The sequence below is a fragment of the Bradyrhizobium manausense genome, assembly GCF_001440035.1.
Taxonomy (GTDB): Bacteria; Pseudomonadota; Alphaproteobacteria; order Rhizobiales; family Xanthobacteraceae; genus Bradyrhizobium; species Bradyrhizobium manausense.
Window position 1 is genome coordinate 679,912 of sequence record NZ_LJYG01000108.1, and the last position, 19,727, is coordinate 699,638.

The 19,727-nt window shown below is 63.3% G+C and carries 16 protein-coding genes and 2 tRNA genes; 6 read left to right on the forward strand and 12 right to left on the reverse strand.

Going from position 1 to position 19,727, the window contains the following annotated elements:
• Positions 1–29 precede the first annotated feature (29 nt).
• Positions 30–1,277 (forward strand): peptidase T, encoded by a 1,248-nt coding sequence (pepT, locus tag AOQ71_RS33375; protein WP_057756237.1) that lies wholly within the window; start codon positions 30–32, stop codon positions 1,275–1,277.
• Positions 1,278–1,286: 9 nt separating this feature from the next.
• Here the strand turns inward: pepT and AOQ71_RS33380 are convergent, their stop codons facing one another.
• Complete coding sequence (locus AOQ71_RS33380) at positions 1,287–2,180, reverse strand: hypothetical protein (protein ID WP_057756240.1); 894 nt, start codon at positions 2,178–2,180, stop codon at positions 1,287–1,289.
• Between the two features lie 426 nt (positions 2,181–2,606).
• Between AOQ71_RS33380 and AOQ71_RS33385 the strand changes: the two genes are divergently transcribed.
• Complete coding sequence (locus AOQ71_RS33385; protein WP_057756243.1) at positions 2,607–3,584, forward strand: cation diffusion facilitator family transporter; 978 nt, start codon at positions 2,607–2,609, stop codon at positions 3,582–3,584.
• A gap of 33 nt (positions 3,585–3,617) precedes the next feature.
• Here AOQ71_RS33385 and AOQ71_RS33390 read toward each other — a convergent pair whose 3' ends face one another.
• Positions 3,618–4,478: a class I SAM-dependent methyltransferase gene (locus AOQ71_RS33390; RefSeq protein ID WP_057756246.1), complete on the reverse strand. Its 861-nt coding sequence runs from the start codon at positions 4,476–4,478 to the stop codon at positions 3,618–3,620.
• A gap of 128 nt (positions 4,479–4,606) precedes the next feature.
• Between AOQ71_RS33390 and AOQ71_RS33395 the strand changes: the two genes are divergently transcribed.
• Positions 4,607–4,683 (forward strand) — tRNA-Val (locus AOQ71_RS33395).
• Positions 4,684–4,829: 146 nt separating this feature from the next.
• Here the strand turns inward: AOQ71_RS33395 and AOQ71_RS33400 are convergent.
• From AOQ71_RS33400 to AOQ71_RS33425, 6 genes are all read right to left on the reverse strand, one after another.
• On the reverse strand, positions 4,830–5,234 hold the full coding sequence (locus AOQ71_RS33400; RefSeq protein ID WP_057756757.1) for a GFA family protein: 405 nt from the start codon (positions 5,232–5,234) through the stop codon (positions 4,830–4,832).
• 71 nt (positions 5,235–5,305) lie between these two features.
• Complete coding sequence (gene lon / locus AOQ71_RS33405) at positions 5,306–7,729, reverse strand: endopeptidase La (RefSeq protein WP_057756759.1); 2,424 nt, start codon at positions 7,727–7,729, stop codon at positions 5,306–5,308.
• A 323-nt stretch (positions 7,730–8,052) separates the two neighbouring features.
• Complete coding sequence (gene clpX, locus AOQ71_RS33410; RefSeq protein WP_018642420.1) at positions 8,053–9,324, reverse strand: ATP-dependent Clp protease ATP-binding subunit ClpX; 1,272 nt, start codon at positions 9,322–9,324, stop codon at positions 8,053–8,055.
• Between the two features lie 448 nt (positions 9,325–9,772).
• The gene (locus AOQ71_RS33415; protein ID WP_057756249.1) at positions 9,773–10,408 is read right to left on the reverse strand and encodes an ATP-dependent Clp protease proteolytic subunit; all 636 of its coding nucleotides are present in this window, start codon (positions 10,406–10,408) and stop codon (positions 9,773–9,775) included.
• 304 nt (positions 10,409–10,712) lie between these two features.
• On the reverse strand, positions 10,713–12,071 hold the full coding sequence (gene tig, locus AOQ71_RS33420) for a trigger factor (protein WP_057756251.1): 1,359 nt from the start codon (positions 12,069–12,071) through the stop codon (positions 10,713–10,715).
• Positions 12,072–12,253: 182 nt separating this feature from the next.
• Positions 12,254–12,338 (reverse strand) — tRNA-Leu (locus tag AOQ71_RS33425).
• A 155-nt stretch (positions 12,339–12,493) separates the two neighbouring features.
• Here AOQ71_RS33425 and AOQ71_RS33430 point away from each other — a divergent pair.
• Positions 12,494–13,810: a multicopper oxidase family protein gene (locus tag AOQ71_RS33430; RefSeq protein ID WP_057756254.1), complete on the forward strand. Its 1,317-nt coding sequence runs from the start codon at positions 12,494–12,496 to the stop codon at positions 13,808–13,810.
• Positions 13,811–13,884: 74 nt separating this feature from the next.
• Here AOQ71_RS33430 and AOQ71_RS33435 read toward each other — a convergent pair whose 3' ends face one another.
• Positions 13,885–14,076, reverse strand: coding sequence for a hypothetical protein (locus tag AOQ71_RS33435; RefSeq protein WP_245317301.1), 192 nt, complete (start codon positions 14,074–14,076; stop codon positions 13,885–13,887).
• Positions 14,076–15,575, reverse strand: a complete 1,500-nt coding sequence (locus AOQ71_RS33440; protein ID WP_057756257.1) for a bifunctional ADP-dependent NAD(P)H-hydrate dehydratase/NAD(P)H-hydrate epimerase — start codon at positions 15,573–15,575, stop codon at positions 14,076–14,078. The genes AOQ71_RS33435 and AOQ71_RS33440 overlap by 1 nt, the downstream gene beginning before the upstream one ends.
• 377 nt (positions 15,576–15,952) lie before the next feature.
• On the opposite strand from AOQ71_RS33440, the gene AOQ71_RS33445 reads away from it, so the two are divergent.
• Both AOQ71_RS33445 and glnA read left to right on the forward strand, forming a co-directional pair.
• Positions 15,953–16,291 carry a P-II family nitrogen regulator gene (locus AOQ71_RS33445; protein WP_007603495.1) on the forward strand — a complete coding sequence of 113 codons (339 nt, stop codon included), beginning with the start codon at positions 15,953–15,955 and terminating at the stop codon, positions 16,289–16,291.
• Positions 16,292–16,444: 153 nt separating this feature from the next.
• A complete protein-coding gene (gene glnA / locus AOQ71_RS33450) occupies positions 16,445–17,854 on the forward strand; it encodes a type I glutamate--ammonia ligase (RefSeq protein WP_057756260.1) in 1,410 nt (469 codons plus the stop codon).
• Between the two features lie 197 nt (positions 17,855–18,051).
• Here the strand turns inward: glnA and AOQ71_RS33455 are convergent, their stop codons facing one another.
• Together AOQ71_RS33455 and AOQ71_RS33460 are read right to left on the reverse strand one after the other, a co-directional pair.
• Positions 18,052–18,810, reverse strand: coding sequence for a slipin family protein (locus AOQ71_RS33455; protein ID WP_430648667.1), 759 nt, complete (start codon positions 18,808–18,810; stop codon positions 18,052–18,054).
• On the reverse strand, positions 18,810–19,727 hold a 918-nt coding region (locus AOQ71_RS33460), incomplete at its 5' end, for an NfeD family protein (protein WP_245317302.1). The genes AOQ71_RS33455 and AOQ71_RS33460, both read right to left, overlap by 1 nt.

A 19,727-nucleotide genomic window follows, 5' to 3' on the forward strand; every position in this document is an offset into this window, starting at 1 on the left:
CCCCCACAGCCGCGGCGGTTTGACCAGAAATGTCCCTGACCTTTTCGCACACCGTGACCGAGCGCTTCCTGCGCTACGTCACCATCGACACCCAGTCGGATCCGAATTCCCCGGCCTCGCCATCGACCGAGAAGCAAAAGGATCTCGGCCGCGTTCTCGTGACAGAGCTGAAGGCCATGGGCATCGCCGACGCCCATCTCGACGATTACGGCTATGTCTACGCAACAATCCCGGCCAATACGACCAAGAAAGTGCCGGTGATCTGTTTCTGCTCACACATGGACACCTCGCCCGACGTGACCGGCAAGAACGTGAAGCCGCAGGTCGTGAAGAACTATCGCGGCGGCGACATCACGCTGCCGGGCGATACCAGCCAGGTGATCCGCTTCACCGAGCATCCCGCGCTGAAGCACCAGATCGGCAACGACATCATCACCACCGACGGCACCACGCTTCTGGGCGCCGACAACAAGGCCGGCGTCGCCGAGATCATGGATGCCGCGCATTTCTTCATCAACAACCCTGACGTGAAGCACGGCGCCATCAGAATCCTGTTCACGCCGGATGAAGAGATCGGCCGCGGCGTCGACAATGTCGACATCAACAAGCTTGGCGCCGACTTCGGCTACACCATGGACGGCGAAAGCGCGGGCAGCGTCGAGGACGAGACGTTCTCTGCCGACGGCGCCACTATCACCATCACGGGCGTCAGCGCCCATCCTGGTTATGCCAAGGGCAAGATGGAGCACGCGATCAAGATCGCGGCGGCCATCATCGAGCGCCTGCCCAAAGAAGGCTGCTCGCCCGAGACCACCTCAGGCAAGCAGGGTTTCCTGCATCCGGTCGGCATAGAAGGAGCGCTGGAACAGGCGACCCTCTCCTTCATCGTCCGCGACTTCACCGAGGAAGGGCTGAAGGAAAAGGAGGCCCTGCTCGAGGCCATCGTCAAGGAGGTGATGAAGGACTACCCGCGCTCGACCTACAAGTTCGAGGTGCGCGAGCAGTACCGCAACATGAAGCAGGTGATCGATCGTTACCCGCACATCCTCGAATATGCCATCGAGGCGATCCGCCGGGCCGGCCTGCGTCCGATGCGGACCGCGATCCGCGGCGGCACCGACGGCTCGCGCCTCTCCTTCATGGGCCTGCCCTGCCCCAATATCTTCGCGGGCGAGCACGCCTTCCACTCGCGGCTGGAATGGGTGAGCCGGCAGGATATGGAGAAGGCGGTGCAGACCATCGTGCATCTGGCGATGATCTGGGAGGAGAAGGCTTAAGCCTTCTCCTTACGGCATCGTCATGGCGCGCCGGCCGCGATGGAAGCGGTTGGAGCTTGCCATCCAGCTCGGCAGCGGCTCGCCATCGCGGTGCCGCCCACCGGCGACGGCCGCAGCCCAGGCCACGGCGGCGCCGATCAGGGCCGCAGCTGCGACCGAGAAAGCGACGATCACCGAATTGCGCCTGGCACGGTTGATCGCCGCATGGGCCTCGACGATCGATGCATCGACGCGCCGCTCGGCGTCCGGCGCACCCAATCCCGTCAGCGCGGCGACTTGCTGCACCAGATAAGCACGGTCGTCGACGCTGATGCCGCTGTGGCTCGATGTCGTCATCAGAATGCGCCCGGCTTCGGCACGGGCCTCCCGCATGTCAGTGTTAGGCGGTCGGCGTGGGGCGCGGAACAGCTTGTCGAGCTCGTAGCTGAGCAACGGCTCGGCGGAGCTCGTGTTGCCGGCGCCGCTGCGCATCGGCGAACGGTCGAGCGCAGCCGCACCGATAATTGCCAGCAGCGCCGCACCGATCAGCACGGCCAACGCCCATGACGTCAGCCCATGCAGCCCGTCGCGCCGTTCGCCGTCATCCTCGATGGTTGCCAGCGCCGGCGCCGGCCGAGCCGTGCGGCCGGCGATGTAGCCGCCGAAGCCAAAACTGATGATCGCCTGGATGATCAGATACAGTCCTGATAACAGCGCCAGCGCGGCCGAGGCATCGCGCCAGGTCGGCGAGGCCGAGCTGACACCGAGGCCCATGGCCACGCCGAAGCTGACCAGAATGAACGACATTGCGCCTGCCGCAACAGCGCCGGCGATGACGGAGCTCCACTGGATGCTCCGCCCCTCCTCGGCGGGGATAAAGCCGCCTTCCATGACGTTGTCCTGCACGAGAGTTTCGATCGCCATAGCGCGTCTCTCAGCGCAGGCCGAAGAACGACAAGATCGCCATGATCACGACGATCAGGCCAATCAGATAGATCAGTCCGTCCATAGTCCCATCCTCCTCAAACTCCTCAAACGCTCCGGAGCGCTAATGAGGGGGAGCGGAGAACGTTCCTAAATTTTGCAGGCTGACGGAACGAATTGACGAGACCTGAATTCTCTCTGCAAGTCCCAACGGATGAAGATTGTGAGCAAAAGAGGCCTCAGCCGGTCAGCCCCGGGCTGGGGCCTTTTTGTTTTGGCGCGTGCGACATCAAGTTCCGAAGATCGGGCCCCCGATAGCGCCAACGAGCTGGCGCTGCCGGCGCTCAACCTGTTGTTCCGGCGTGACGGCACGAACGAAACGCCTACAATGGCGGCTGATTTGGCTGATGCGGGGGAGCGCCAGGTTTGGGTAGCCACGACCATCATGGTCATCACCATCATGACCACGGCCACGCGCATGATCATGGCCATGACCATTCCCACGGTCATGGTCAGGCCCATGTCCATGCGCCCGCCAATTTCGGCAAGGCGTTCGCGATCGGCATCGCGCTCAACACCGCGCTGGTCGTGGCGGAGGCGGTCTATGGCTATATCGGCAATTCCACCGCCCTGCTCGCCGATGCCGGCCATAATCTGTCCGACGTGCTCGGCCTGGTCGTTGCCTGGGGCGCCTCGGTCGCGGCGAAGCGCGCGCCGAGCGGCCGCTTCACCTACGGCTTCCGCGCCTCCACGATTCTGGCGGCGCTGGCCAACGCGGTGTTCCTGCTGGTCGCCACCGGCGCGATTGGCTGGGAGGCGATCCTGCGACTGCGCGAGCCGGAGCCCATCGCAGGCGTCACCGTGATGGCGGTCGCCGGCATCGGCATCCTCATCAACGGCTTTACCGCCATGCTGTTTGCGAGCGGCCGCAAGGACGACATCAACATCGAGGGCGCCTATCTGCACATGGCTGCCGACGCCGCGGTCTCGCTCGGCGTCGTGGTCTCGGCGGCGTTGATCATCTGGACCGGTTGGCTCTGGCTCGACCCCGTCACCAGCCTCGCGATCTGCGCCAGCATCCTATGGGGCACGACGAGCCTGCTGCGCGGCTCCATCGACATGTCAATGGCGGCCGCGCCCAGAGGCACCGACCTCGTTGCGATCAAGACATTCTTGCTGGCACGACCGGGCGTTTCGGCGATCCACGATCTCCATGTCTGGCCGATCTCCACCACCGAGACCGCGCTGACCTGTCATCTCGTGATGCCATCAGGCACCGCCGATGCGTTCCTGATGGAGACCGCGCACCAGCTCAAGACGACCTTCCGCATCGGTCACACCACCCTTCAAGTCGAGACCCATCCGGACAATGGCTGCGCCCTGGCCCCGGATGATGTGGTGTGAGGGAAGCTCCATCAACACCGTCAGAGCGGCGACTTACGTCACCTTTGCCGTCACGATCCAGATCGCGCCCGGAAGCGCGACGCTCTGTCCTTTCACGAACGGCGCCAGCGTCTCGCGGATCGAGGCCTTGGCCGCCGCGACCGTCTCGGGCGGATGGCCCTGCAGCGCGCGGCTTGCGGGACCGATCTGCAGCGAGCCGTCGACGGCCGCATCGAGCCCGCCGCCGATGGCGATGTCCATCGGCAGATTATGCGGCTCCATCGCCACGTCCGCGCAACCGGCGCCCTTGAGGATGCGCATCACGCGCTCCTCGGAAGCAAACGCGAACGGACCCGGCTCCTCCGGCCCGACCGGCGGCATCTTCGGCACGTGCTTGTAGACCGCCATCAGCGGCGCCATCATCCACGGATTTTCCTTCGGCTCGCGCCAGCAGACGAACGCAAGGCGTCCCGTCGGCTTGAGCGCCCGGCGAAGATTGGTGAAGGACGCAATCGGATCGGCAAAGAACATCACGCCGAAGCGCGAGGCGAGCAGGTCAAAGCTCGCAGGCTCGAACGGATACACCGTCGCATCCGCCAGCACGAAATCGAGCGGCAGGCCCTTCGGCGCGAACGCCCGCGCTTGCGACAGCATCGGATCGGACACGTCGAGGCCAAGGGCGAAGCCGTCAGGTGCGACCGCTTTCGCGAATGCAAAGGTCGTTGCCCCCGAGCCGCAGCCAACGTCGAGAACGCGCTCGCCCGGCCTGGGCTTGGCGCGGTCGATCAGGACATCCGCGATAGGTCCGAGGATTTTCTCCTGTGCCGCGTGACGATCGGCCCAGCGTTGCCCGCCGGGACCGTTCCAGTAAGCAATCTGGTCGGCGTTTTGTTCGTGTCCGCTCGGTTTCTGCATTGGGGCCTCTGCCGTTTTCCAGGCGGGGTCATACCACGACGGCCGCCGTTCAGGGGGCAAAGGGGCCCGGTTTATGACAAGGCCACCTCTTGCTCCGAGACCCGGTGGAGCGCTAAAGAGGCGCCGTGGGGCGGTTAGCTCAGCTGGTTAGAGCATCTCGTTTACACCGAGAGGGTCCGCGGTTCGAATCCGTGACCGCCCACCAGCCTTCGCTAGCTTCGCGAGCTTTGGCTAGGCAGGCCAGCCAGGAACTTCATTGACGCGAAGCGAGTGAAGGCTGCCGCGCCGAAGCCGTTGGACGAAGGCGGGCTTTGGGCCGCAGGCTACGCTGCGGCTAGGCAAGCCAGCCCCTCAATCCCCAGGCCGGCCCGGCAGCAGCGGCACCGCGTCGATCCACACCGCAGCCGACCGGCACCAGATCTGCCTGACTGGGCGCAATTTGTCGCGCTGGCGGATCGAGCCCCAGCGGATGCCCCAGTCGTCGGCCTCCTCGCCCTCGCCGCTGGTGAACAGCGGGGAACCGCAGTCGGCGCAGAAGTGCTGGAAACGCATCCGTCCATTGTCACCGCGCTTGCCGTAGACCTTGGGAATGCCGCTGGTGAGCTTGACATCGGCCGCCGTGCAGACGGCTGTCACCCGGAACGGCGAGCCCGTGAGGGTCTGGCAGTCGGTGCAGTGGCAGACTGACACCGCCTCGGGATCGATCTCGGCCTCATAGCTGATCTTGCCGCAGTGGCACTGCCCGTCGACCTGCATCACCATCCCCTTCCCCACAATAAAAACGGCGCCCGAAGGCGCCGTTTTATCATGTTTTTGAAGTTGCGATCTCAGTGAGCGGTCAGGCCGCCGGCGGCCTCATCCCCGTCGGGCTTCACGGTCACCTTGGTATCCTCTTCCCAGACGATCGGCACAGGCTTCTTCACCAGCGCCTTGGCGATGACGTCGTCGAGACGCGAGACCGGGATGATCTCCATGCCGCCCTTGATCGCATCGGAAATCTCCGTGAGATCCTTGGCGTTATCCTCGGGGATCAGCACCGTCTTGATGCCGCCGCGGGCCGCAGCCAGCAGCTTCTCCTTCAGGCCGCCGATCGGCAGCACGCGACCGCGCAGCGTGATCTCGCCGGTCATCGCGACATCGTGGCGGACCGGGATGCCGGTCATGACCGAGATGATCGCGGTGGCCATGGCCACGCCCGCCGATGGACCGTCCTTCGGCGTCGCACCCTCGGGCACGTGCACGTGGATGTCGCGCCGGTCGAACAGCGGCGGCTCGACGCCGTAGTTGATCGCCCGCGAGCGGACATAGGATGCCGCCGCCGAGATCGATTCCTTCATGACGTCGCGCAAGTTGCCGGTGACCGTCATCTTGCCCTTGCCGGGCATCATGACGCCTTCGATGGTCAAGAGCTCGCCGCCGACATCGGTCCACGCCAGGCCCGTCACGATACCGACCTGCGCCTCGCTCTCGATCTCGCCGAAGCGGTACTTCGGCACGCCGAGGAACTCTTCCAGGGTCTTCTCGGTGACCTTGACCGACTTCTTCTTGGAGATCATCAGCTCCTTCACCGCCTTGCGGGCGAGCGTGGAGAGCTCACGCTCCAGATTGCGCACGCCCGCTTCGCGGGTGTAGCGACGGATCAGAAGCAGCAACGCATCGTCGTCGATCGAGAATTCCTTGGAGTCCAGGCCGTGCTTGGACACCGCGTTCGGGATCAGGTGCTTGCGCGCGATCTCGACCTTCTCGTTCTCGGTGTAGCCCGCGATCCGGATGATCTCCATGCGGTCCATCAGGGGCCCGGGAATATTGAGCGTATTCGCGGTCGTGATGAACATGACGTTCGACAGATCGTAGTCGACCTCCAGATAGTGGTCGGCAAACGTCCCGTTCTGCTCGGGGTCGAGCACCTCGAGCAAGGCCGAGGACGGATCGCCGCGGAAGTCGGCGCCCATCTTGTCGATCTCGTCCAGCAGGAACAGCGGATTGGACGACTTCGCCTTCCGCATCGACTGGATGATCTTGCCGGGCATCGAGCCGATATAGGTGCGGCGGTGACCGCGGATCTCGGCCTCGTCGCGCACGCCGCCGAGCGACACGCGCACGAACTCGCGCCCCGTCGCCTTCGCGATTGACTTGCCGAGCGAGGTCTTGCCGACGCCGGGAGGTCCGACGAGGCACAGAATCGGCCCGGTCAGCTTGTTGGCGCGCGACTGCACCGCGAGATACTCGACGATACGTTCCTTGACCTTCTCGAGACCGTAGTGATCGGAGTCCAGGATGGCCTGCGCCTGCTCCAGGTCCTTCTTCACCTTGGACTTCTTGTTCCACGGGATCGACAGCAGCCAATCCAGATAGTTGCGCACGACGGTCGCTTCCGCGGACATCGGCGACATCTGGCGCAGCTTCTTCAATTCATGCTGCGCCTTGTCGCGCGCTTCCTTCGAGAGCTTGGTCTTGGCGATCTTCTCTTCGAGATCGGCGAGCTCGTCGCGGCCGTCGTCGTCGCCGAGCTCCTTCTGGATCGCCTTCATCTGCTCGTTGAGATAATACTCGCGCTGGGTCTTCTCCATCTGGCGCTTGACGCGTGAGCGGATGCGCTTCTCGACCTGCAGCACAGAGATCTCGCTCTCCATCAGGCCCAGCACCTTCTCCAGGCGCGTGGTGACGGACAGCGTCTCCAGGATGCCCTGCCGATCCGCGATCTTGACCGCAAGATGCGAGGCAACGGTGTCGGCGAGCTTGGCGAAATCGGTGATCGCCTGCACGACGCCGACGACCTCCGCCGAGATCTTCTTGTTGAGCTTCACATAGCTCTCGAAGTCGGACACGACGGAGCGTGCCAGCGCTTCCGCCTCGACCGACTTCGCATCGGTGTCGGCGAGCGCAACGGCGGTGGCCTCATAATAGTCCGCGCGATCGGTGTATTTTGACACGCGTGCGCGCTCGAGCCCCTCGACCAGCACCTTCACGGTGCCATCAGGGAGCTTCAAGAGCTGCAGAACGCTGGCAAGCGTGCCGGTCTCGTAAATGGCATCGGGCGCCGGATCATCGTCGGACGCGTTCTTCTGCGTCGCGAGCATGATCAGCGCGTCGTTCTTCATCACCTCTTCGAGCGCGCGGATCGACTTCTCGCGACCAACGAAGAGCGGAACGATCATGTGCGGGAAGACGACGATATCGCGCAGCGGCAACACGGGATAAGCGTGCGTCTCGCCATGGACGATGGTTGGCCGGGGTTTTGGATTAGTCATGGCCTTTTCCTTTTGCTTTGCCCCCTCGCACGCAGCCCGCATCTGGTGCGCAACCGCCACAAGGTGCCGAGATGATCCACGAACCCGGTCTACCCTTCTTAGGTTGGACCGGGCTTGCCGGATCGAAACTGAGGCGAATCTTGAACAGAATTCTCGCTCGCCGCGGACATTAGGTGGCTATCGACCGGGGGGGTGTCAAGTCATTGAAAAACACGCGCCATCAGGCGCTTACGCAACCTGCAAGCGACGCAATTCCGGCTGCGGAGGAGATGTCCGCAGCCGCTACTATCAAAGACGGCAGGAAGCGTTCCAGCGCCGGGAAATCAGGCGCTGGCGTTCTCGACCGCGCGATCGGTCCGATCGGCGTAGATGTAGAGCGGACGCGCCGTGCCTTCCACAACTTCGCGGGAAATCACGACTTCTTCCACACCTTCCAGGCCCGGCAGGTCGAACATGGTCTCGAGCAGGATCGCTTCGAGGATCGAACGCAGACCACGCGCGCCGGTCTTGCGCTCGATCGCCTTGCGGGCGACCGCGCCAAGCGCCTCGTCGGCGAAGGTCAGCTCGATGTTCTCCATCTCGAACAGCCGCTGGTACTGTTTCACCAGCGCGTTCTTGGGCTCGGTGAGGATTTTCTTCAGCGAGGTCTCGTCCAGATCCTCGAGCGTCGCCACGACGGGCAGACGACCGACGAATTCGGGGATGAGGCCGTACTTCAAGAGATCCTCAGGCTCGACGTGACGGAAGATCTCGCCGGTCCGGCGGTCTTCCGGCGCCATCACCTGTGCTGCGAAACCGATTGAGGTGGACCGGCCACGCGCCGAGATGATCTTCTCGAGGCCGGCGAACGCACCGCCGCAGATGAACAGGATGTTGGTGGTATCCACCTGCAGGAATTCCTGCTGGGGATGCTTGCGGCCGCCCTGCGGCGGGACCGAGGCCACCGTGCCTTCCATGATCTTCAGCAGCGCCTGCTGCACGCCCTCACCCGACACGTCGCGCGTGATCGAGGGATTGTCGGACTTGCGACTGATCTTGTCGATTTCGTCGATGTAGACGATGCCGCGCTGAGCGCGCTCGACATTGTAGTCGGCAGCCTGGAGCAGCTTCAGGATGATGTTCTCGACGTCCTCACCGACATAGCCGGCTTCGGTCAGCGTGGTCGCATCCGCCATGGTGAACGGCACGTCCAGGATGCGGGCGAGCGTCTGGGCGAGCAGCGTCTTGCCCGAGCCGGTCGGACCGATCAGCAGGATGTTCGACTTCGCGAGCTCGACGTCGTTGTGCTTGGTCTGGTGATTGAGGCGCTTGTAGTGGTTGTGCACCGCGACCGACAGGACCTTCTTCGCATGGCTCTGCCCGATGACGTAGTCATCCAGCACCTTGCAGATTTCCTTCGGCGTCGGAATGCCGTCGCGCGACTTGACCAGCGAAGACTTGTTCTCTTCGCGGATGATGTCCATGCAGAGCTCGACGCACTCGTCGCAGATGAAGACCGTGGGACCCGCGATCAGTTTGCGGACTTCGTGCTGGCTCTTGCCGCAGAACGAGCAATATAGCGTGTTCTTGGAGTCGCTCGTGCCGACCTTACTCATTCATGTCTCCGTCCGCGGTTCGATCCCGTCCGCTCGATCGTCCCATCCCGAAACGTTGGCGGGTAAGGGATTCAAATAGAGCAAATTCCGTACCAAAAAAGACCCTACGCGTTACATCCAGTGCGAATCAGGGTCACTCGATTCTCCGCGATCATAGCCGATCAATCGTAGCCAACCATGCTGTCACCCGACTATCAAGAATTCGCTAATCGGGGGGCGCCGGCTACCCGTTACAATACCGTGATTTCAGGTCTTGGCACGGGCGAAGTGACCGAAATCACCCCGACGTTGCTGGATTACCACGAAAAAACGAGCACGAAAGCGGAACTTTCTGCTTGTCGCGGGGCGCAAAACGGCTTTTTGCGCCCGCGCGAACGCGTTCCCGACACGAACGCGGCGCTGACGATCCCCACCGATTGCGGCGATCGCCGTCGCAGTCCCGGTCCTGCTACGGGGTCTTCGCAGGCGCGGCCTCTTCGGCGCGCTTGTCGATGACCTTGTCGACCAGACCGAACTCCTTGGCGTCGTTCGCGGTCAGGAACTTGTCGCGTTCCAGCGCATCCTCGATCGACTTGTAGGTCTGGCCCGTGTGCTTCACGTAGATCTCGTTGAGCCGCTTCTTCAGGTTCAGGATTTCCTGCGCGTGCAGCATGATGTCGGTAGCCTGGCCCTGGAAGCCGCCGGAAGGCTGGTGAACCATGATGCGCGCGTTCGGCAGCGAGAAGCGCATATCCTTTTCGCCGGCGGCGAGCAGCAGGGAACCCATCGAAGCCGCCTGGCCGGTGCACAGCGTCGAGACCGGCGGGCGGATGAACTGCATGGTGTCGTAGATCGCAAGGCCCGATGTCACCACGCCGCCCGGCGAGTTGATGTACATCGAGATTTCCTTCTTCGGATTTTCCGCCTCAAGGAACAACAGCTGCGCGACGATCAACGTCGACATGCCGTCCTCGACCGGTCCGGTCACGAAGATGATGCGCTCTTTCAACAGACGCGAGAAAATGTCGTAGGCGCGCTCGCCACGGTTGGTCTGCTCGACCACCATGGGCACGAGGTTCATGTAGGTTTCAACCGGATCGCGCATGAGTCACCTAGGGTTTTAGAGACGGACATCGCCAGTCCTGGCTGCAATCTTGGCTGCCGGTCGGACTGGATGTGCCTGAAGGCCGATGGACGTCCCGTGATGCAGGAAGTTGGTAGAGGTAGAACGCGTAGGTACCGACAGATATAGCGCAATTCGCGCCAGACAAGTGCGGAGCGAATTAAGGCTTAATCCACCGAGCCCTTTGCGGCACTTGAAGCTGATTCTCGCAAAATGGCCCAGCCGGCCATCTGGCTAGCTGGGCCCGTTCGCTGATCATCCTTAATAGAAGACTGTGTCAAAGCCTTCAGGCTGCAGTCTTTTCCTCTTCGTCCTTGTACAGGTCCTCGCGCGAGACCTTCTTCTCGGTCACGTTGGCAAGCTCGAGGATGAAGTCGACGACCTTGTCCTCATAGATCGGCGCACGAAGCTGGGCCAAGGCCTGGGCATTGTTGCGATAGAAGTCCCAGACTTCCTTCTCGCGGCCCGGCATCTGGCGCGCACGCTCGATCACCGCGCGGCCGACTTCGTCGTCGGTGACGGTAATCTTGTTCTTCTCGCCGATCTCCGAGAGCACGAGGCCGAGACGGACACGGCGGTCGGCGATCTTGCGGTACTCTTCCTTGGCCGCCTCTTCAGTGGTGTTCTCGTCGGCGAAAGTCTTGCCGGCGGAATCCATCTCGGCCTTGACCGAGTTCCACATCAGGTTGAACTCCTCCTCGACGAGCGAGGACGGCGCCTCGAAGCGATGCGCCTCATCGAGACGATCGAGCAGCGCACGCTTGACGCGCTGGCGCGTCGCACCGGCGAACTCGGCAGCCAGGCGCTCGCGCGCGGCTTCCTTCAGCTTGTCCAGCGATTCCAGGCCGAGCGTCTTGGCGAAGTCGTCGTCGATGGTGATGTCCTGCGGCGCTTCGATCAGCGTCGCGGTGGTCTCGAACTCGGCCGGCTGGCCGGCGAGCTTCTCGCTCATGTAATTCTTGGGGAACGAGACCTTCAGCGTGCGCGTCTCATTCACGCCAATGCCGATCAGCTGCTCCTCGAAGCCCGGAATGAAGCTGTTGGAGCCGATCACGACCTGGATGCCCTCACCGGTGCCGCCCTCGAAGGCTTCGCCGTTGATGGTGCCTTTGAAGTTGATGGTGACGCGGTCGCCGGAAGCCGCCTTCTCGCCCTCGGGCTTGGCGGCATAGGTGCGGTTGCTGTCAGCGATGCGCTTGATCGCCTCGTCGACGTCCGAATCGGACACGTCGGCGACGGGCTTCTCGACCTGGAAGCTCTTGAAGTCGGCGAGCGCGATGGCGGGCACCACTTCGATCGCAACCGTGTAGGTCAGATCGGTCTTGCCGTTCAGCAGCTCCTCGACCTCGGCCTTCTCGGTCGGCATCGTGATCTTCGGCTCGGTCGCGAGCTTGAAGCCGCGCTCGGAGAACAGCTGGGTGTTGGTGTCGCGGATGGTCTGGTCGATGGTCTCGGCCATCACCGAGCGGCCATAGACCTTCTTGAGGTGAGTGACCGGCACCTTGCCGGGACGGAAGCCGTTGAGGCGTACCTTGTCCTTGAGGTCGACGAGTTTGGCGCCAGCCTTGGCGTCGAGATCAGACGCGGGAACGCTGATCTTGAACTCGTGCTTCAAACCTTCCGAGAGGGTTTCTGTGACCTGCATGGCGTCCAATCTTCTTCTCGTTCGGCCCCGGCACGCTAACCGCGTCGGGACGCTGTCATTAATCGATCCAGCGCGAGGCAAACGCCTCAACGCCGGTGGTTCATCGAGCCCGGCCCCAGACGGAAAAACTTCCGAACGGGAGCCAAGGCCCCTCAGTAATCCGTGCAAACGCGATAAGCGCTTGGTGCGGGCGGAGGGACTCGAACCCCCACAACTTTCGTCACTGGAACCTAAATCCAGCGCGTCTACCAGTTCCGCCACGCCCGCGTGAATTTGCATCAACACCGGCCGCGATGCCGCGGGCGGCCGGGCTTATAGCATGTGCCCGACTGTTCGCAGCAAAAAAATGGCCTGATTGGAGGCAGCCCTCAAGTAGGTACTATGGCTGGACTTATCCAGCGCCGCGTGATCCGGATCCAGTCATGAAACCGCGGATTCTTGCCCCTGATCGGCGTCAGGTTCTGGCCGGGCTGGGAGCCTCGCTCGGAGCCCCGGCGGCCGGGTTCCTGGCCGGTGGCGCAGCCTCGGTCCCCACCGCCCAGGTCCTTCTCCAGGCCAGGCCCGCAACTCTGGATCTGAGACCGGGTCAGCCGACTACAGCGATCTGGGAGCTTGCTGCCGCAAGCCACACCAGGGGCGTCCATCTCAAGCGCGGCGACCTCTGCGAAGTGGTGTTTCGCAACGACCTGCCTGTGCCGCTTGCGCCGGCCTGGTACGGCCTGAACGGCGCAGCCGTGGCCGACCCCCAACGGGGGCGCGCGCCCACAGCTCCGGGGACCACGGAAACATCAACGATTTCAGTATTATCAGCGGGAACCCTGCTGACTGACTTCCGGCTGTTCGAAGACAGACTGAAGCAGCCCGCGCGGCCGCTTCCGATCATCGCTGAGGAGACAGGGCTCGTCGCCGTTGATCGCGACGAGGTCCTGCTGATCGAGGAATGGCGCCTGAGGCCGGACGGCAGCGCCGTCCCGCCGGGCCAGGATCCGAAGGACACCACGGCGCTCTATACGATCAACGGGCAGACTTCATTCGAACTCTCAACCTCCGGCAACGAGCGACTGCGGCTGCGCTTTATCAATGGCTCGCAACGCTCTGTTCTGGCGATCAAATTGGAGGGTCACGAAGTCCTGGTCATGGCCCTGGACGGCCAGCCGGCCGAACCGTTCCCGGCGCGCAACGGCGCCCTCGTGCTGGCTCCCGGCGCAAGGGCCGATGCTTTTGTGGATACGGCCAGATCGGCCCAATTCCTTCTACACGATGGCAAGGAGGCGCGCCGGATTGGGGCCCTCATGGTCACCGGCTGGCTGGAGCGGCGCGCGCCTCTCCTGCCGCCGCGGCCGCTGCCCTCGAACGATTTGCCCGAAAGGCTCGACCTCAAAGGAGCCCTGCGGCTGGATGTCGTGCTCGGCGCACCCGACACCGGATGGGCGCGGACTGCCAACTTTTCCACCGCCTCTGACCCCGCCTTCCGCACCAAAGCCGGCCGCACCGTCATGCTCGCCTTGAAGAACCCGGCCCCCGTTGCCACCGTCTTCTCTCTGCACGGCCACCATTTCCGCCTGCTCGACAGGCTCGACGACGGCTGGAAGCCCTACTGGCTCGACACGCTCGCCATCGAGCCCGGCCAGACCGAGCGCATTGCCTTTGCCGCAACCTCGCCGGGGCGCTGGCTGATCGAATCCGTCGTGACCGATTGGTCCGCACCGCGGCTGGTGCGCTGGTACGGGGTGGAGTGAGCTATCGGCCCCGCCGCGTCCAAACGTACCGCGCGTCTGGCTCTTTCTCCTCGTTCCGCATTCCATCGGTCTGCTCAACCAGCGTGAACCCGCGCGCCGTCGAAATGTCCCCACACGCGGCAGGCCGGGAAAACCAGCTCGCGATAGAACCAGCGGTCTTGATCCGGCGTGCGCCGCCCGACGAACCATGGCATTGCGTGATCGAACGCGATCCGATGGACTTGCGCCGCGGCGCCCATATCGGTGAGCGCAAGCGGCCTCAGCATCAATACTCGATCCCGAGCGCGTTATAGATCCGCCGGTGCACGGCCGGCAGGGTCTCGGTGAGATCTTCCGCGATCAGTCCCGGCCCTGCTTCGCTGGCCGCTTCACCGTGCATCCACACCCCGATGCTGGCGGCCTCGAAGGCCGGTACGCCCTGCGCCAGGAGCCCTGCGATGATGCCCGAGAGCACGTCGCCGGCGCCGGCGGTGGCGAGCCAGGGCGGCGCGTTGGCGGCGATGGTGGCGCGGCCGTCGGGCGCGGCGATGGTGGTGTCGGGGCCCTTCAGCAGAACGACGGCGGCGGAGCGTTCAGCGGCAGCACGCACGCGCTCGAGCTTCGAGCGGCCAGGAGTCTTGTTGCTGAGATCGGAGAACAGCCGCGGAAACTCGCCCTCGTGTGGGGTCAGCACCACGGCTGTGTCCGGCGACGACTTGATCGATGCAAATAGCCGCTCCGGCTTTGCGGCAAAGCTCGTCAGCGCGTCAGCGTCGAGCACCAGATGCCGCTGCGCGGTGAGCGCGATGTGGACCATGTCGCAGGTGCGCTCGCCGACGCCCGCGCCGGGCCCGATCATGCAGGTGTTGTACCTGATGTCTCCCAGCAGCTCGCCGAACTCGATCGCGGTGTCCACGGGGCGAACCATCACGGCTGTCAGCGCACTTGCGTTGATCGCAAGCGCATCGCGCGGGGTCGCGAGCGTCACCAGGCCCGCGCCGGCGCGCAAGCTCGCTCGGGCAGCAAGCCGTGCCGCGCCGGTCGCAGCGGCATCGCCCGATACCGCAAGCACGTGGCCGCGCGCATATTTGTGGCCATCAATACGCGGCACCGGGAAAGCGGCGCCCCAGAAATCCGGATCGTTCTCAAAAATCTTCGGCGCGATCTCGTCGAGCACCTGCGCGTCGATCCCGATATCGGCAACGCGGACGCGGCCGCAATGCATGCGGCCGGGCAACAGGAGATGCGCGGGCTTCTTGCGAAAGAAGGTGACGGTCTCGGTCGCGTTCACCGCGACGCCCATCACCGCAGCGCTGGTGCCGTTGATGCCGCTCGGCAGATCAACTGCAAGCACGGGCGCGCCATTAGCGTTGATGGCCTCGATCATCGCGCGCGCCTCGCCGTCAACAGGGCGGCTGAGGCCGGCGCCGAACAACGCATCGATGATCAGCGCCGGCTTTCCGATGGCCTGCGGATTGAACGGCAGCACCGGATGCTTCCAGCCGCGCGCAGCCGAGGCCGCATCGCCCTGGAGCTGGTCGCGCTCGCACATCAGGATGACCGAGACCTCGCGCCCTTGCGCAGCGAGCTCGGCGGCTGCGACAAAACCGTCGCCGCCATTGTTGCCGGGACCGGCGACGATCAGGATCGGCCCCTCCTCCACCAGCGCATTGGCGGCCTCCGCAACCGCCTGGCCCGCGCCCAGCATCAGCTTGAAGCCGGGCGTGCCTGCCGCAATGCTGAGCTGGTCAGCCCGCTGCATCTCAGCGTTGGTCAGTACTTCCATGCCACTTCCCTGGTCCAAACGCCCTTTCAACAGGCACGTCCTGTGCCCACACGCCCAACGGAACAATTGATTGCACAGATATTGAACCGTTTGCCTATTTCGTAGCCTGCGGTATTTTGAGCCGGCCGGCCCCACCTATCAGAGATGCACGTTAAAAGGCTGATAACGCTCCAATATCCAGGGCATTTGCAACTTGGCATAGACCCTGCTTTCGAGGAAGCCGCTTCGGTTCGTCGTGCTCCCTGGCATCTTCTGGGTGTGGCCGGCCGTTGTTGCCGGGCTGGTCAGGTCCCGGCATGACGAAGACAAATCGTGCGTGAGACAAGCGCATCCTGACGACGACGTTGCTATTTGATCGAAATGCCGGGAGGCGCGCAGTGAAGAAAATCGAAGCCATCATCAAGCCATTCAAGCTCGACGAGGTGAAGGAAGCGCTTCAGGAAGTTGGTCTGCAGGGGATTACCGTAACCGAGGCCAAGGGTTTTGGCCGCCAGAAGGGCCACGCCGAGCTGTATCGCGGCGCAGAATACATCGTCGATTTCCTGCCCAAGGTGAAAATCGAGATCGTGATCGGCGACGACCTGGTCGAGCGCGCGATCGACGCGATCCGCCGCGCCGCGCAAACCGGGCGCATCGGCGACGGCAAGATTTTCGTCTCCAATATCGAAGAGGCGATCCGCATCCGAACCGGCGAATCCGGGCTGGACGCTATCTGAGCCGGGTGCTATCTCGCATTTTGCGACACTCTGACAAGAAATAAGGCTGCTTCGGCGGCCTGATTTCGTTTGTGCGCTCGCGCAAAAACTCGCCGAAAGCGAGAATAATTTTGCTCATCTGGAAACCGACCCGCAGAGCCAAAAGGGGTATGCATGAAGACCGCCAAAGACGTCCTGAAATCGATCAAGGACAACGACGTCAAATACGTCGACCTGCGCTTCACCGATCCGCGCGGCAAGTGGCAGCACGTGACCTTCGACGTCACCATGATCGAAGAGGACACGTTCGCTGAGGGCGTGATGTTCGACGGTTCCTCGATCGCGGGCTGGAAGGCGATCAATGAGTCCGACATGTGCCTGATGCCCGATCCGGTCACGGCCACGATCGACCCGTTCTTCGCCGAGACCACCATGGTCATCGTCTGCGACGTGCTCGAGCCGACCACGGGCGAGCCCTACAACCGCGACCCCCGCGGCATCGCCAAGAAGGCCGAGGCCATGGTGAAGTCGATGGGCGTGGGCGACACCGTGTTCGTCGGTCCCGAAGCCGAGTTCTTCGTGTTCGACGACGTGCGCTATTCGTCCGATCCCTACAAGACCGGTTTCCGGCTCGATTCCTCGGAGTTCCCGACCAACTCCGACACCGAATATGAAGGCGGCAATCTCGGCCACCGCATCCGCACCAAGATGGGCTACTTCCCGGTGCCGCCACAGGATTCCGTGCAGGACATGCGCTCGGAGATGCTGGGTGCCATGGCCAAGATGGGCGTGAAGGTCGAGAAGCATCACCACGAGGTTGCCTCGGCCCAGCACGAGCTCGGCATGAAGTTCGACACGCTGACGCTGATGGCCGACCATCTGCAGATCTACAAATACTGCATCCATCAGGTCGCGCACATCTACGGCAAGACCGCCACCTTCATGCCGAAGCCGGTCTATGGCGACAACGGCTCGGGCATGCACGTGCACCAGTCGATCTGGAAGGACGGCAAGCCGGTGTTCGCGGGCAACAAGTACTCCGACCTGTCGGAGACCTGCCTGTCCTACATCGCCGGCATCATCAAGCACGCCAAGGCGATCAACGCCTTCACCAACCCGACGACCAACTCCTACAAGCGTCTGGTCCCGGGCTATGAGGCGCCGGTGCTGCTCGCCTATTCCGCGCGCAACCGCTCGGCCTCCTGCCGCATCCCCTACACCGCTTCGCCGAAGGCCAAGCGCGTCGAGGTGCGCTTCCCCGATCCGCTCGCCAATCCCTATCTCGGCTTCGCCGCGATGCTGATGGCCGGCCTCGACGGCGTGAAGAACAAGCTCGATCCGGGCCCGGCAATGGACAAGGACCTCTACGATCTGCCGAAGGAAGAGCTGAAGGCGATCCCGACCGTGTGCGGCTCGCTCCGCGAGGCGCTGGAAAACCTCGACAAGGACCGCGGCTTCCTCAAGAACGGCGGCGTGTTCGACGACGACTTCATAGACGCTTACATCGAACTGAAGATGACCGAAGTCGCCCGCTTCGAGATGACCCCGCACCCGGTCGAATTCGAGATGTACTATTCGGGCTAAGCGGCTCGAGATCACGACACGCGAAAGGCGCCCTTCGGGGCGCCTTTTTTGTTTGAAGACCATCAGCTTTCGTTCTGCGTCTGACTCCATTTCGTTCTCGAAGAACGAATCGGAATCGCGAAAATCGGCGCGCACCAATTCCTGACAATTGGTTTATTCGAGATATTCATCGCCCTCTTATCTACGCCGATCCATGCTCACGTCGCCTCACGCCGCGACGTGAAATGATCGAGCAAGCCCGTCGGCAGCGGAAACACGATGGTCGATGACCGCTCGCCGGCGATGTCGTGCAGGGCCGCGAAGTAGCGCAGCTGCATGGCCTGCGGCTCCTGCGCGAGAATCCGGCCGGCCTCGACCAGCTTTTCGGCGGCCTGCTGTTCACCCATCGCGTTGATCACCTTGGCGCGCCGCAACCGCTCCGCTTCGGCCTGCTTGGCGATCGCGCGCACCATGGTTTCGTTGATATCGACGTCCTTGATCTCGATGCCGGTCACCTTGATGCCCCAGACGTCGGTCTGCTTATCGAGGATTTCCTGGATGTCGGCGTTCAACCTGTCGCGTTCGGCGAGCATCTCGTCGAGCTCGTGCTTGCCAAGCACCGAGCGCAGCGTGGTCTGCGCGAGCTGACTGGTCGCGGCCATGTAATCGCCGACCTTGATGATGGCGCGCTCGGGATCGACGATGCGGAAGTAGAGAACCGCATTGACCTTGACCGAAACGTTGTCGCGCGAAATCACATCCTGCGGCGGCACCACCTGCACCATCACCCTGAGGTCGACCTTGACCAGCTGCTGCGCGACCGGGATGAGGATGACGAGGCCCGGACCCTTCACCCCGGTGAAGCGGCCGAGCGTGAAGATCACGCCGCGCTCGTATTCCCTGAGGATGCGAACGGCCTGGGTGAGAAACAGGATGATGATCAGCGCAAGCACTGCATAAAGCGAATATTCGAACATCAGACTTGACCTCCCTCACCGCTCGGCCGCCGAACCACCAGGGTCAAGTCGACGATGTTGGCGACCTCGACCCTCTCTCCGGGTTTGAAGGTGTCGGCGCCGCGCGCTTGCCAGCGTTCGCCGTGCGTAAAGACGTGCCCCTCGTTCTCGTTCCAGTCGAGCACCTCGGCGATCAAGCCTCGCATCGCCTGCGCGCCGACCCGTGGCGAACCGCGACGGGCGCGCCTGACTGCACCGAGCACGACCAGCACGAACCCCGCGAAAATCGCCGCGACGACGGCGATGACCGACCACGACAGCCGGTAGCTGGGCGACTCGACCCGGACCAGCATGATGGCGCCGAGCACAAAGGCGACGACGCCTCCAAGGCCGATCACGACGGTCGGATTGAAAGCCTCGATGGCAAGGAGCGCGATGCCGAGCAGCATCAGGCCGAGCCCGGCATAATTGATCGGCAGCATGTTGAGGGCGTAGAGGCCGAGCAGCAGGCAGATCGTCCCGATCACGCCCGGAGCAACGGTGCCGGGCGACATGAACTCGAAGATGAGGCCGTAAATGCCGACCATCAGGAGGATGAACGCGACGTTGGGATCGGTGATGACAGCCAGGAATCGAGAGATCGCGCCGGGATCGACGGCTTCGACGACGGCATCCCGGGTCGCCAGGCGCTGCGTCGTGCCGCCGCCGAGTTCGACCATTCGACCGTCGATTTGCCTGAGCAGATCGGCCTCATCGCGCGCGACGATGTCGATGGCGTGCGCCTGCAACGCGCCGTTGGCGGACAGTGTGGCGGCTTCTCGGACCGCCTTCTCCGCCCAATCGGCATTGTGGCCGCGCAGTTCGGCAAGGCTGCGGATGAAGGCGACGGCATCGTTCGTCACCTTCGCCGTCATCGCGTCCTTCGGCTCGTCCTTCTT

Coding starts and splice junctions, on each gene's coding strand:
- AOQ71_RS33380 (WP_057756240.1), bottom strand. CDS start 2,180: ATGGCGATCGAAACTCTCGTGCAGGACAACGTCATGGAAGGCGGCTTT.
- tig (WP_057756251.1), bottom strand. CDS start 12,071: ATGCAGGTCACAGAAACCCTCTCGGAAGGTTTGAAGCACGAGTTCAAG.
- AOQ71_RS33415 (WP_057756249.1), bottom strand. CDS start 10,408: ATGCGCGATCCGGTTGAAACCTACATGAACCTCGTGCCCATGGTGGTC.
- AOQ71_RS33400 (WP_057756757.1), bottom strand. CDS start 5,234: ATGCAGGTCGACGGGCAGTGCCACTGCGGCAAGATCAGCTATGAGGCC.
- AOQ71_RS33455 (WP_430648667.1), bottom strand. CDS start 18,810: ATGTTCGAATATTCGCTTTATGCAGTGCTTGCGCTGATCATCATCCTG.
- AOQ71_RS33440 (WP_057756257.1), bottom strand. CDS start 15,575: ATGGAAGTACTGACCAACGCTGAGATGCAGCGGGCTGACCAGCTCAGC.
- clpX (WP_018642420.1), bottom strand. CDS start 9,324: ATGAGTAAGGTCGGCACGAGCGACTCCAAGAACACGCTATATTGCTCG.
- lon (WP_057756759.1), bottom strand. CDS start 7,729: ATGACTAATCCAAAACCCCGGCCAACCATCGTCCATGGCGAGACGCAC.
- AOQ71_RS33435 (WP_245317301.1), bottom strand. CDS start 14,076: ATGCTGAGGCCGCTTGCGCTCACCGATATGGGCGCCGCGGCGCAAGTC.
- AOQ71_RS33390 (WP_057756246.1), bottom strand. CDS start 4,478: ATGCAGAAACCGAGCGGACACGAACAAAACGCCGACCAGATTGCTTAC.
- pepT (WP_057756237.1), top strand. CDS start 30: ATGTCCCTGACCTTTTCGCACACCGTGACCGAGCGCTTCCTGCGCTAC.
- glnA (WP_057756260.1), top strand. CDS start 16,445: ATGAAGACCGCCAAAGACGTCCTGAAATCGATCAAGGACAACGACGTC.
- AOQ71_RS33430 (WP_057756254.1), top strand. CDS start 12,494: ATGAAACCGCGGATTCTTGCCCCTGATCGGCGTCAGGTTCTGGCCGGG.